Source organism: Microbacterium sp., from assembly GCF_031179285.1.
Taxonomy (GTDB): Bacteria; Actinomycetota; Actinomycetes; order Actinomycetales; family Microbacteriaceae; genus Microbacterium.
The window spans coordinates 153,881-165,515 of the sequence record NZ_JAPSHY010000004.1; the positions used below are offsets into that span (position 1 = coordinate 153,881).

An 11,635-nucleotide genomic window follows, 5' to 3' on the forward strand; every position below is an offset into this window, starting at 1 on the left:
TGGCCCCGGTTTGGGGCGGTCAGGAGCTGAAGAGGAACGGCAGGGTGAACGCGCCGAAGATCACCATGCTGACCAGTGAGAGGACGATCATCAGAAGGATGATGCCGACGACCGCGTAGCCGAGGATGAGTCCGGCGAGGGCCATGCCCCGACCACCGAGTGCGGGGTCCTTCTTGGTCTGCCCGAGCGCCATGTGCCCGGTGATCACGGCGGCGACGGACGCCAGGACCGGGAAGATCAGCCAGCTGAGGATGAGTCCGGCGAGACCGCACACCAGAGCGGTGATCGCCAGACCGCTCGTCGGCCGGGGCTGCGCATAGCCGGGGTACGCCGGAGCGGCGCCGTAGGCCGGGTAGCCGCTCGGCTGCGGGTTCTGGGAACCATAGACCTGCGGGGCGGAGGGGTAGGAACCGGCTGCACCCGGATACGCCTGCGGTGCCGCCGGATACGAGGGCGACACCGACGCTGCGGATCCCGGATACGGGGTCGCGGTGGTGCCGGGGTACGCCGGCGGGTACGAGGGAGCGGCACCCGGATATGCCTGGGTCGGCTGCGCGCCGTACGAACCGGTGGGCGGCGGTGCTGCCGCTCCGCTCAGGGGCGCGGGCGGCGCGGGAGGTGCAGATGGGTTCTCCGCCGGGGTGGGGATGCTGTCGTCGCTCACACTCGCGCCTTTCGTCCGCCTCAGCGTTCCAGGTGCGAGGAGCTCCTGTCAAACGCGAGGCAGGCGGCGGTGCGGGCTTGCTCGGTAGGATCGATTCCGGCGCGTCGGCGGAATCGGCGGCCGGATCAGGAGTGGGAATCATGAGTGCTCAGCGCGTCGTCCTCGTCACCGGAGGCAACCGCGGCATCGGCCGCGCGATCGCCGAGCGATTCGTGCGCGAGGGATACCGCGTCGCGGTCACCGCACGCAGCGGCGACGGCCCGGAGGGCGCGCTCACCGTGCGCGCCGACGTCACCGATGCCGCGGCGCTCGATGCGGCCTTCACCGAGGTCGAGCAGCAACTCGGCCCGGTCGAGATCGTCGTGGCCAACGCGGGCATCACCAAGGACACTCTGCTGCTCCGGATGAGCGAAGACGACTTCGACAGCGTGGTGGCCACCAATCTCGGCGGGACCTTCCGCGTGGTCAAGCGGGCCTCGAAGGGGATGCTCCGCGCTCGCTTCGGCCGCGTGATCCTGATCTCCAGCGTGGTCGGCCTCTACGGCTCTGCGGGCCAGGTCAACTACTCGGCATCCAAGAGCGCCCTGGTCGGCTTCGCCCGCTCGCTCACGCGCGAACTGGGGGGTCGGGGCATCACCGCCAACGTCGTCGCCCCGGGATTCATCGAGACCGACATGACGGCCGAGCTTCCCGAGGAGACCCAGAAGCAGTACAAGGCCAACATCCCGGCAGGGCGATTCGCGACGCCCGACGAGGTCGCAGGCGTCGTCACGTGGCTGGCGGGAGACGACGCCGGCTACATCTCCGGTGCGGTCATCCCGGTCGACGGCGGCCTCGGAATGGGCCACTGACGGACGACCTCATGGCAGCAGGGGGATGACCTCCGCCAGATCCTGCGCATGGATGACGAGGTTCGCGGCCACGCGCACCGCGGGCTTGGCATTGAAGGCCAGACCGAGCCCCGCGACGGACATCATCTGCAGGTCGTTGGCGCCGTCGCCGATGGCGATCGTCGCGTGCGGCGCGAGGCCGAGCTCGGCCGCCCATTCCGTGAGGGATGCTGCTTTCGCCGCGGCATCCACGATGTCTCCGTCGACGAGACCGGTGAGCGCGCCGTCTGAGGCCTGAAGTCGGTTCGCGCGCCAGCGATCGATGCCCAGCGCCGGTGCCACGTGGTCAAGGATCTCGTGGAAACCGCCCGAGACGACGCCCACCACGCCTCCGCGATCGTGTACCGCGGTCACCAGCTCGTGCACGCCGGGTGTCGGCTCGATCCTGGCGAGGACGCGATCGTACGCGTCGACGGACACCCCTCGGAGCACGGAGACGCGAGAACGCAGGCTCGCGGCGAAGTCCACCTCTCCGCGCATCGCAGCCTCCGTGGCCGCCTGCACCTCGGGCCCGCGTCCCGCCTCATCGGCGAGAAGCTCGATCACCTCGTTGCGGATCAGGGTGGAATCGGCATCGAGGACGACGAGGAAACGCGCTGCGGTCACCCGATCGAGCGTAGCGTCACTCCAGCGCTCGCGACGCAGGCTCAGCGCTCGATGAAGACGCCCTTGCCGACCACCGTCAGTCCCGACTCGGTCACCGTGAAGCCGCGGGCGAGGTCGCGTTCGCGGTCGACTCCGACGGTCGCACCGTCGGCGAGGACGACGTTCTTGTCGAGGATCGCGCGGTGCACTCGGGAGCCGGAACCGAGCTGCACGTGATCGAAGACCACCGAGTCGGTGATCGTGGAACCGCCTCCTGCGAGCGTCCATGGGCCGACGACACTGCGCTCGAGGTGCGTGCCCGAGAGCACGGATCCGAGCGACACGATGGAGTCGATCGCATTCCCGATCCGGCCCACGGAATCACGCACGAACTTCGCGGGAGGCGAGTTCACGGTCTGGGAATGGATCGGCCAGTCCATGTTGTACAGGTTGAAGATCGGCAGTGTCGAGATGAGATCCATGTGGGCGTCGAAGAACGAGTCGATGGTTCCCACATCGCGCCAGTAGGAGCGATCGCGCGGCGACGAGCCCGGCACGTCGTTCTGCTTCATGTCGTAGTAGCCGGCCTCGCCGCGATCCACGAAATACGGCACGATGTCGCCGCCCATGTCGTGTCCCGACGTCGGAGATTCGCCATCCGATTCCACCGCGGCGATCAGGGCATCGGCATCGAAGATGTAGTTGCCCATCGACGCCAGGATCTCGTGCGGGGAGTCGGGCAGTCCTGCGATGTCGGTCGGCTTCTCGAGGAACTGCTTGATGCGACCGCTCTCGGCATCCGCATCGATGACTCCGAACTGGTTCGCCATCGCGAGCGGCTGGCGGATGCCGGCGACGGTCGCCTTCGCGCCCGATTCGATGTGGGCGTCGAGCATCTGGCGGAAGTCCATGCGGTAGACGTGGTCGGCGCCGATGACCACGACGATGTCGGGCTTCTCATCGTTGATGAGATTCATGCTCTGCAGGATCGCGTCGGCCGAACCGGAGAACCAGCGCTTTCCGAGGCGCTGCTGCGCCGGGACCGAGGCGACGTAGGAATCAAGCAGCGCAGACATCCGCCAGGTCTGCGAGATGTGCCGATCCAGACTGTGCGACTTGTATTGGGTGAGCACGACGACCTGACGCAGCCCGGAGTTGATCAGGTTCGAGATCGCGAAGTCGATGAGCCGGTACTGTCCGCCGAAGGGAACGGCCGGTTTCGCACGGTCGGCGGTGAGCGGCATGAGGCGCTTGCCCTCGCCCCCGGCGAGGATGATCCCGAAGACCTTCTTTGGAGCGGACATGGCTCCACACTAGGGGGCGCGCGGTTCGGCTCACTAGCGTCTGGACAAGTGAGTCACTAGCGTCTAATGCATGCGAGTCGAGATGATCACGAAGGAATACCCGCCGGAGATCTACGGCGGGGCCGGCGTGCATGTCGCCGAGCTCGTCGTCGCCCTTCGTGCGAGCATCGACGTCCGCGTGCGTGCGTTCGGGGCGGACCGGGACGAGGACGGAACCTTCAGCTACCGGGCACCGGCGGAGCTCGCCGACGCGAACGCCGCGCTGCAGACCCTCGGCACCGATCTCGAGATCGTCTCGGCGATCACCGAAGCGGACGTGGTGCACAGTCACACGTGGTACGCGAACTTCGCCGGCCATCTGACCTCTCAGCTGCACGGCATCCCGCACGTGCTGACCGCGCACAGTCTCGAGCCGCTGCGCCCATGGAAGGCCGAGCAACTCGGCGGCGGCTACGCGGTCTCCAGCGGCATCGAGAAGCTGGCTTACGAGAACGCGGCGGCCGTGATCGCCGTGAGCGCCGGTATGCGAGCCGACATCCTGCGCAGCTACCCCCTGGTCGAGCCTGCGCGCGTGCGCGTCATTCACAACGGCATCGACACCGACCGGTGGCGGCCGGTCGAGAACCCCGCATTCCTGCAGAGCATCGGGATGGATCCGGCCAAGCCCTCGGTCGTGTTCGTCGGTCGCATCACGCGGCAGAAGGGCCTGCCGTATCTTCTGCGGGCGGCGCGGCTGCTGCCGCCGGACGTGCAGCTGGTGCTGTGCGCGGGGGCCCCGGACACCCCGGAGATCATGGCCGAGGTGCAGGACGGCGTGCGTCTGCTTCAACAGAGCCGCGACGGCGTCATCTGGATCGAGAAGATGCTGCCTCGAGACGAGCTCTCGACGATCCTCGCGGCTGCCACGACCTTCGTGTGCCCGTCGGTGTACGAGCCGCTCGGCATCGTGAACCTCGAAGCCATGGCGTGCGGCGCCGCGGTCGTCGGAACCGCCACCGGCGGCATTCCTGAGGTGGTCGACGACGGTGTCACCGGTCGTCTCGTGCCCATCGAGCAGGTGCAGGACGGCACGGGGACGCCCATCGATCCCGACCGTTACGTGGCAGACCTGGCTGCCGTGCTCACGGAGGTCGTCTCCGATCCAGAGCAGGCGCGCCGCTACGGTGAGGCCGGTCGCGAGCGGGCCAGGAGTGAGTTCAGCTGGATGGCGATCGCCGATGCCACGCGCGCGCTCTACGCGGAGCTGACGGCATGAGCCGATAGGCTTGAGGGCATGCCGATCGCTCTGGAATTCACCGATGTCGTCGTGCGCCGCGAGGGTCGCAACATCATCGATCACGTGACCTGGCAGGTCTCGGACGATCAGCGATGGGTGATCCTCGGACCGAACGGCGCGGGCAAGACGACCCTGCTGCAGCTCGCGGACACGCTCATGCACCCGACGTCCGGCAACGTGACGGTCCTGGGGGAGACGCTGGGGCGAACCGACGTGTTCGAGCTCCGCCCCCGTATCGGATTCGCCTCATCGGCGATGGCCAAGCGCGTGCCGCGGGATGAGACGGTGCTCGACACCGTGCTCACCGCCGCCTACTCCGTGCTCGGACGCTGGAACGAGGACTACGAGGACATCGATGAGCGCCGCGCGATGCGGGTGCTGCGGGACTGGCGTCTCGAACACCTCGCCGAGCGGACTTTCGGAACGCTCAGCGACGGCGAGCAGAAGCGCGTCCAGATCGCTCGCGCGGTGATGACCGACCCCGAGCTGCTGCTGCTGGATGAGCCGACCGCGTCGCTCGATCTCGGTTCCCGTGAGGAACTGCTCGCTCTGCTGAGCGGTTACGCGTCGTCGCCGAGCACTCCGGCGATGCTGATGGTCACGCACCACGTCGAGGAGGTCCCGGTCGGGTTCACCCACGTCATGCTCATTCGCGACGGGCAGGTCGTCGCCGCAGGCCCGATCGCCGAGACGCTGACGGCCGACTCGCTGTCCGCCACGTTCGGGATGCCGATCGCCCTCACCGGCGAAGACGGGCGCTACGCGGCCCGCGCTGCGGGCTGAGCGCGATCTGTTAGAATCGATCCTTGGTGCTTTCTGCACCGCAGACTTCCCTCGTCCCTGGCACAATCCAGGGCAGCAACTAAGGAATCCCATGAAGACTGACATCCACCCCGACTACAAGGCCGTCGTGTTCCGCGACCTCGGTTCGGGCGAGACCTTCCTCACCCGCTCCACCGTCACCAGCGACAAGACCGTCGAGCTCGACGGCGTGGAGTACCCCGTCATCGACGTCGAGATCTCCTCGGCCTCCCACCCGTTCTACACGGGCAAGCAGCGCATCATGGACTCGGCCGGCCGCGTCGAGAAGTTCAACCAGCGCTTCAAGGGCTTCGGCGGCTCCAAGTAATTCCGCCAGAAGAAGACCCCGTGCTCCTCGGAGCGCGGGGTCTTCGTCGTCGTACCGACCGGCTCGGCGGCCGAGCTCAGATGTCGAGGACGATGCGCCCGTCTTCGATCCGATCGGGCGGGTCGCCGGGAGCGGGCGCGGGTGCCGTCCGGCGCGTCTGCCGGTCGCGTTCCATCCCCGCCTCGTGAGCGGACGGGATCCAGATGGCGTCGAAGGCGCCTCCCAGGCCGCCGCCGGTGCCCTGGTACTTCTGCTCGACGGGTTTGCGAGAGAACGTGTGCACCATGCCGAACATGAGCAGGGCGGGTCCCATGACGAGCACCGTCGCCAGGGTGATCCACGCCATCGCGTCGCGCATGGACCCAGCCTAGGTGCAGCCCGAGCCGAAAGACTGGCGCCGTGATCACATCACGTTGCCGATGTAGGAGTACTTGACGAAGACCTCCGCGGCCATGCCCGATTCCTCCAGCACCCCCTGCACCGTGCTCATCATGTAGTTGGAGTCCCAGCCCATGTACAGGAAGTGCGAGCCGTCGAGCTCGTCCCAGTGACCCTTCCAGGCCATCTCGTCGTAGATGGGTCCGCCGTGCTGTGCGCTGTACCTCAGCGCTGACTCCCGTGCATCGGTCCACGCACGGCGGAGCACCCGGTTGAACAGGTGCTTGACGTCGTAGACCTCCCACCGTTCGCCGCGATACTCGACATAGTCGAACTCCCGCTCCCAGCCGGCCGGCCATCCGCGTCGGCGGATCGCATCCAGGATGGGGGTCAGTCCGTCGTCGTCGATCTCCGGCAGGCTCGGCCGTGCCCAGATGCGCAGGAGTTCCGAGGTGAGGCGGACTGTGCGCTGGGCGATCTCGGCTGTGCCCCACCGCGTGGTCGATTCGAGTTCGCGCGTCGCCGGAACCGCGCTGCGCGAGTACGCCTCCGTGCGCTTGACGGGGTACGAGGCACCGAACACGCGCTCGGTGAGGGCGGGCTCGAGCAGTGTGAGGTTGCCGAGGGTCGGCGTCAGGGCGCGGTGACTGTTCTGCTCGTCTTCGGAGAACTCCTTCCACGAGCGGTCGCCGTCACCGGACCACGCATCGCCCGGTGCCGACGGCACGATGTGCTCGACGTCGAACTCCGACGGATCCTCGACCCCTTCGAGTCGTCCCAGCACGTAGGCGGCGTGGGGGAGTTCGCTGTACTTCAGCACGGCGCTCACCCTCTCGTCCGACGGCGTGATGCGCGCGAAAGCGCGGGTGAGTGAGTCCCGGCCTTGTGCCCGCGCTCGGCAGAGCCGCGCGATCAGGCGCTCATTGGGCAGATTCACGAGGGTGCGGCGCAGGTAGAGCGCCTGGATCCGCTCCAGCGTCTCGATGAGCTCGTCACGGTCGACCCGGCCGCGCACATGATCGCTGTAGGCGCTCAGCACCAGCGGGTAGGCGGCGCGTCCGAACGTGTTCACGTATCGCAGTTGGCGAGCGATCTCCGCATCGCTCTCGAGGGAGGGATCGAGCAGCGTCGCGTAGATCTCGGCATAGTGACGCCACGTCGCGGCATCCGCCTGGAGGTGCTCGAGGTCGACGCGGGGGAAGGACTGCCGGAATGCGCTGTAGACACCGTGCTCGCCGGATGCTGTGACCTCGCGCCCCGTCGTCATGACGAGGTAGTGGCGCCAGAACGCACCGATCATCTCGCCGGTGTGCTGCTCGATGGGCAGCCAGAAGCGGGCTTCGACGTCGAGCTGTTCGGCGTGGGTGAGCCCCATCAGGATGTAGTTGTGGATGAGCTCGTGATCGCGCAGCGGCTCGCCGGTCGAGTTCAGGCTCTCGAAGATCTGTTGAGCGTTCGCCGCGGCACCGAGCGTGATCGAGACGTGCTCGAGCTTCTGCAGGCCCCGCCAGATCGCGGGGGCTTCGTCGGCGTGGACCTGACTGCGGAAGAACGCGTAGTTGTCGTCGAAACGCGACTCGCGCTCGGCATCGCTGCGCCGATCCAGCACGACCGATTCGTACAGGTCAGCCCAGGCGTCGTGCGGGCGCAGCTTGGTGCGTGACGGCTGATCGTGCTGGACGAGCACGCGCTGGAGATCCGCCGCCAGCTGCGGATCTCTGTCCTTCACGGCGTGGTGAAGGGCGGCGATGAGCAGCATGAGCGTGGTGAGGCGCTGCTGGCCGTCGATGAGGATCAGATCGCCCGCCGTGCCGGTGTCACGTGCCGAGAGGATCGAGCCGATGAAGTGGCGGTGGGCGTCGTCCTCCGCGGCGACCGCACGGACGTCCGAGAGCAACCGCTCGCACCCGCCGATGTCCCAGCGGTACTGGCGCTGATAGACCGGGACGACGATGGTCGCGGATCCGGTTGCGAGCCACTCGATCGTGTTGACTGCTGTCGCCTCGACGTTCGTGGCTGTGCTCATTCTCGTGACTCACCCTCCGGTAGCGCAGGGCGCCCGGAACGCGCCCGGTGCCCGGATCAGTCTATTCGCTTCACCGGCGGCGTCCTCGGGAGAGCAGACAGGTGTCGCTGTTAGGCTTGCCTTATCAGGGCCTGTTAAAACGTGCTGGCCCCCGATGAAAGGAACATGACTCGATCATGGGATACATCAAGTCCGCTGCGCTCGAGGAAAAGGGCTTCGTCGTCCTCGACAGCTACGACCAGGAGCTCGACCCCAAAGAGTGGCTGGATATCGAGTACAACGACTGGAAGTCTTCGGGCGACACCCGATTCGCGCCGCTGGCCAGTGCCTTCGGCGAGATCGAGTGCAACGGCTTCTGGAACCACAAGCCGCCGCGCACCGACAAGGACGGCGTCTGGATCGATTCCCAGGTTGCGAAGGCCCCGAATCTCGCGCGCCGCGCGCAGGAACCCGGCGCCAACGTCGGCCGCTGCCGGGTGATCGAACTGCAGCCCACTCCCTACGGCGAGTGCCTCTACAACCTGCACCAGGATGACAACAACCGTCTGAACCCCGACGGTACCGGCTGGGTGGTCCGAGGATTCTTCAACCTCACCGACGACAAGGACAGCTACTTCGTCCTGCGCGAGAACCGGACCGACCCGAGCATCGAGTACCGCATAGCGCTGCCGGCAGGAGCGCAGCTGATCGTCGACACGCAGCGTCTCTGGCACGCGGCGACGCACAACGGCGACGAGCCGCGCTACTGCCTGATCACCTCGTGGACCTCCGGTCCCGAGCTCGACGCCTACATCGAGAAGTACCACGGCACCAGCGACGTTCCCAACGTCGAGGTTCCGCAGGACGTGCTCGAGGCAGGCTATGCCGAGCAGGCGCGCAGGGACGCCGCGCGTGCGGCCTACTACGCCGCCAAGGGCCAGCAGGTGAAGCAGGCGATGAGCGAAGCCTGAGAGTCCTCGGCTCCGACGAAAGCCCCGGCCGATGCCGGGGCTTTCGTCCCCCGAATGACACGCTTGTGATTCCGCACGAAGTGGGCGATAATCGCCCTATAACCGCATATTCTCGCCACGCTTCGTGGTTCAGGTCGTTGGGGAAGACGCACCTGATGAAACGGAGAGATCATGGCGACGGCTTACGCACGCGGAGTGGTGTACATTCACTCCGCCCCTCGCGCGCTCTGCCCGCACCTGGAATGGGCGGTCGGACGCGCTATCGGTCGTGCGGTGAACTTCGACTGGGCAGACCAACCCGTGCTCGAAGGTGCCCGCCGTGCCGAGTTCTACTGGGACGGGCCCGTCGGCACCGGCGCCGCACTCGCGACGGCCATCCGGGGCTGGGAGCACCTTCGCTTCGAGGTCACGGAGGACCCGACACCGCGCAGCGACGGCGGCCGCTGGCTGCACACGCCCGACCTCGGCATCCACTATGCGCAGACGGATGCCGCCGGCAACATCGTCATCGGCGAGGATCGCATCCGCTACGCCATGGAGATCGCCGCCGGCAGCGCGGTCGAGCTGCAGCGCGAACTCGACATCGCCCTGGGCTCTGCCTGGGACGAGGAGCTGGAGCCGTTCCGTCACGCGAGCGATGACGCCCGCGTGGTGTGGCTGCACAAGGTCGGCTGAGGCGGAAGCGGTCAGCCGCGGCGAACCCGGACAGGAGGCGTCAGTATCGGATGCCGGCGATCACTCCCGGACCCTGAGAACGCGAATCCTGCCCACACGAAACGGCCCCCGGATCAACCGGGGGCCGTTTCATGTGGGGGCGCTCAGTCGTCGGCGCTGGCGAATGCGACGACGGCGTTGTGCCCGCCGAAGCCGAACGAGTTGCTGATCGCGAGCTGGGGTCCGTCGCCGAGCGGGATCGGATCGCCGGACAGCAGGAAAGGGACCGCCGGGTCCTGCTGGGTCATGTTGATCGTGGGCGGTGCGACACGGTCCCGGAGCGCCAGGATGGCGAAGATACCCTCCAGGGCACCCGTTCCGCCCAGCAGGTGGCCCGTCGACGCCTTGGTGGCGGAAACCGGGATCTCGTCGAGCCGGTCTCCGAACACGCGCTTGAGGGCGACGTACTCGTTCGGGTCACCGACCGGGGTCGACGTGGCGTGCGCGTTGATGTGCGTGACCTGGTCGGGAGTTGCGCCGGCCTCTTCGAGCGCTTGGATGACGGCGCGTGCCGCTCCCGTTCCCTCCGGGTCGTTGCCGGTGATGTGGTACGAGTCTGCGGTGATGCCGCCTCCGACGAGGTAGGCGTAGATGCGCGCGCCTCTCGCCGTGGCGTGCTCCTCGGTCTCGAGGATCAGCACTGCTGCGCCCTCACCCATCACGAAGCCGTCGCGATCGATGGCGCCGGGCCGGGAGGCGTGCGCCGGGTCGTCGTTGCGACGGGACAGCGCCTGCGCGGATGCGAAGGACGCCATCGTGATCGGGTGGATCGAGGACTCCGTACCGCCGGCGATCACGACGTCGGCGAGTCCGTCCTGCAGGTGATGGAAGGCGTGGATCAGCGATTCGGTGCTGGAGGCACATGCGCTGACGACCGTCTGCGCATACGCGCGTGCGTGGAACTGCAGTGAGAGGTTGCCCGCCGCGGCGTTGGGCATCAGCATGGGCACCGTCATCGGCATCACGCGCCGCGGACCCTTCTCGCGCAGAGTGTCCCAGGCGTCCAGCAGCGTCCACAGCCCGCCGATGCCGGTGGCGAAGTCGACGCCGAGCCGCTCCGGGGCGACCTCGGGGGAGCCGGCGTCCGCCCACGCTTCCCGCGCCGCGATCAACGCGAACTGGGAGGAGGGGTCGAGACGCTTCGCCTCGTGCCGGGGGAGGACCTCTTCGGGCCGGACCATGGCCTCAGCGGCGAAGGTCACGGGCAGCTCGTACTGCTGAACCCAGTCGTGTTCGAGCGTGCGGGTGCCGGACATCCCGGCGAGCAGGTTGGTCCAGTTGTCCGGTGCCGTCCCGCCGATGGCGGATGTGGCGCCGATGCCGGTGACGACGATGCGCTTGGTCATGGGGGTGTGGTTCCTTGTCGGACGTGCGTCGGGGTGACGGAGGTGAGGACGCCACGCCCGCTCGACGAGCGGGGTGGCATCCGTCGGAGTTACTCCTGGCCCGCGACGATGAAGTTCACGGCGTCGCCGACGGTCTTGAGGTTCTTGACCTCGTCGTCGGGGATGGTGACACCGAACTTCTCTTCGGCGTTGACGACGATCGTCATCATCGAGATGGAGTCGATGTCGAGGTCGTCGGTGAACGACTTCTCGAGGGCGACCTCGTCTGCGGAGATGCCGGTCTCGTCGGTGATGAGCTCTGCGAGGCCGGCGAGGACCTCATCGTTGGTGAAAGCCATGTGGTATTCCTCTTTCTTGCGGGTTGTATTCGGAA

13 protein-coding genes are annotated in these 11,635 nt (G+C 67.3%); 6 read left to right on the forward strand and 7 right to left on the reverse strand.

Annotated features, from left to right (window positions below; genetic code table 11):
• Window positions 1-19: 19 nt before the first annotated feature.
• The gene (locus RIN18_RS04160) at window positions 20-664 is read right to left on the reverse strand and encodes a DUF4190 domain-containing protein (protein WP_309102684.1); all 645 of its coding nucleotides are present in this window, start codon (window positions 662-664) and stop codon (window positions 20-22) included.
• A 140-nt stretch (window positions 665-804) separates the two neighbouring features.
• On the opposite strand from RIN18_RS04160, the gene fabG reads away from it, so the two are divergent.
• Entirely contained in the window at window positions 805-1,515 is a 711-nt protein-coding gene (gene fabG, locus RIN18_RS04165) for a 3-oxoacyl-ACP reductase FabG (RefSeq protein WP_309102685.1), read from the forward strand.
• A gap of 9 nt (window positions 1,516-1,524) precedes the next feature.
• On the opposite strand, the gene serB is transcribed toward fabG, so the two are convergent.
• Together serB and RIN18_RS04175 are read right to left on the reverse strand one after the other, a co-directional pair.
• A complete protein-coding gene (serB, locus tag RIN18_RS04170) occupies window positions 1,525-2,160 on the reverse strand; it encodes a phosphoserine phosphatase SerB (RefSeq protein ID WP_309102686.1) in 636 nt (211 codons plus the stop codon).
• Between the two features lie 41 nt (window positions 2,161-2,201).
• The gene (locus tag RIN18_RS04175; protein ID WP_309102687.1) at window positions 2,202-3,443 is read right to left on the reverse strand and encodes a glucose-1-phosphate adenylyltransferase; all 1,242 of its coding nucleotides are present in this window, start codon (window positions 3,441-3,443) and stop codon (window positions 2,202-2,204) included.
• Window positions 3,444-3,513: 70 nt separating this feature from the next.
• Between RIN18_RS04175 and glgA the strand changes: the two genes are divergently transcribed.
• From glgA to RIN18_RS04190, 3 genes are all read left to right on the forward strand, one after another.
• Complete coding sequence (gene glgA, locus RIN18_RS04180) at window positions 3,514-4,698, forward strand: glycogen synthase (RefSeq protein ID WP_309102688.1); 1,185 nt, start codon at window positions 3,514-3,516, stop codon at window positions 4,696-4,698.
• A gap of 18 nt (window positions 4,699-4,716) precedes the next feature.
• Window positions 4,717-5,502: an ABC transporter ATP-binding protein gene (locus RIN18_RS04185; RefSeq protein WP_309102689.1), complete on the forward strand. Its 786-nt coding sequence runs from the start codon at window positions 4,717-4,719 to the stop codon at window positions 5,500-5,502.
• Window positions 5,503-5,593: 91 nt separating this feature from the next.
• A complete protein-coding gene (locus RIN18_RS04190; protein WP_309102690.1) occupies window positions 5,594-5,848 on the forward strand; it encodes a type B 50S ribosomal protein L31 in 255 nt (84 codons plus the stop codon).
• A 76-nt stretch (window positions 5,849-5,924) separates the two neighbouring features.
• Here RIN18_RS04190 and RIN18_RS04195 read toward each other — a convergent pair whose 3' ends face one another.
• Window positions 5,925-6,206, reverse strand: coding sequence for a hypothetical protein (locus RIN18_RS04195; RefSeq protein ID WP_309102691.1), 282 nt, complete (start codon window positions 6,204-6,206; stop codon window positions 5,925-5,927).
• Between the two features lie 45 nt (window positions 6,207-6,251).
• On the reverse strand, window positions 6,252-8,252 hold the full coding sequence (locus tag RIN18_RS04200) for a DUF262 domain-containing protein (protein ID WP_309102692.1): 2,001 nt from the start codon (window positions 8,250-8,252) through the stop codon (window positions 6,252-6,254).
• 176 nt (window positions 8,253-8,428) lie between these two features.
• On the opposite strand from RIN18_RS04200, the gene RIN18_RS04205 reads away from it, so the two are divergent.
• Both RIN18_RS04205 and RIN18_RS04210 read left to right on the forward strand, forming a co-directional pair.
• Complete coding sequence (locus RIN18_RS04205; protein ID WP_309102693.1) at window positions 8,429-9,202, forward strand: hypothetical protein; 774 nt, start codon at window positions 8,429-8,431, stop codon at window positions 9,200-9,202.
• A gap of 171 nt (window positions 9,203-9,373) precedes the next feature.
• Complete coding sequence (locus tag RIN18_RS04210; protein ID WP_309102694.1) at window positions 9,374-9,877, forward strand: DUF3145 domain-containing protein; 504 nt, start codon at window positions 9,374-9,376, stop codon at window positions 9,875-9,877.
• 143 nt (window positions 9,878-10,020) lie between these two features.
• On the opposite strand, the gene RIN18_RS04215 is transcribed toward RIN18_RS04210, so the two are convergent.
• Both RIN18_RS04215 and RIN18_RS04220 read right to left on the reverse strand, forming a co-directional pair.
• Window positions 10,021-11,262 (reverse strand): beta-ketoacyl-ACP synthase II, encoded by a 1,242-nt coding sequence (locus RIN18_RS04215; RefSeq protein WP_309102695.1) that lies wholly within the window; start codon window positions 11,260-11,262, stop codon window positions 10,021-10,023.
• An 89-nt stretch (window positions 11,263-11,351) separates the two neighbouring features.
• Window positions 11,352-11,600, reverse strand: coding sequence for an acyl carrier protein (locus tag RIN18_RS04220; protein ID WP_102192880.1), 249 nt, complete (start codon window positions 11,598-11,600; stop codon window positions 11,352-11,354).
• Between the last annotated feature and the right edge of the window lie 35 nt (window positions 11,601-11,635).

Bases quoted from the DNA above. Each gene is read 5' to 3' on its own strand.
- RIN18_RS04210 (WP_309102694.1), top strand. From the start codon at position 9,374: ATGGCGACGGCTTACGCACGCGGAGTGGTGTACATTCACTCCGCCCCT.
- RIN18_RS04185 (WP_309102689.1), top strand. From the start codon at position 4,717: ATGCCGATCGCTCTGGAATTCACCGATGTCGTCGTGCGCCGCGAGGGT.
- RIN18_RS04190 (WP_309102690.1), top strand. From the start codon at position 5,594: ATGAAGACTGACATCCACCCCGACTACAAGGCCGTCGTGTTCCGCGAC.
- RIN18_RS04215 (WP_309102695.1), bottom strand. From the start codon at position 11,262: ATGACCAAGCGCATCGTCGTCACCGGCATCGGCGCCACATCCGCCATC.
- RIN18_RS04220 (WP_102192880.1), bottom strand. From the start codon at position 11,600: ATGGCTTTCACCAACGATGAGGTCCTCGCCGGCCTCGCAGAGCTCATC.
- RIN18_RS04175 (WP_309102687.1), bottom strand. From the start codon at position 3,443: ATGTCCGCTCCAAAGAAGGTCTTCGGGATCATCCTCGCCGGGGGCGAG.
- glgA (WP_309102688.1), top strand. From the start codon at position 3,514: ATGCGAGTCGAGATGATCACGAAGGAATACCCGCCGGAGATCTACGGC.
- RIN18_RS04195 (WP_309102691.1), bottom strand. From the start codon at position 6,206: ATGCGCGACGCGATGGCGTGGATCACCCTGGCGACGGTGCTCGTCATG.
- fabG (WP_309102685.1), top strand. From the start codon at position 805: ATGAGTGCTCAGCGCGTCGTCCTCGTCACCGGAGGCAACCGCGGCATC.
- RIN18_RS04205 (WP_309102693.1), top strand. From the start codon at position 8,429: ATGGGATACATCAAGTCCGCTGCGCTCGAGGAAAAGGGCTTCGTCGTC.
- RIN18_RS04200 (WP_309102692.1), bottom strand. From the start codon at position 8,252: ATGAGCACAGCCACGAACGTCGAGGCGACAGCAGTCAACACGATCGAG.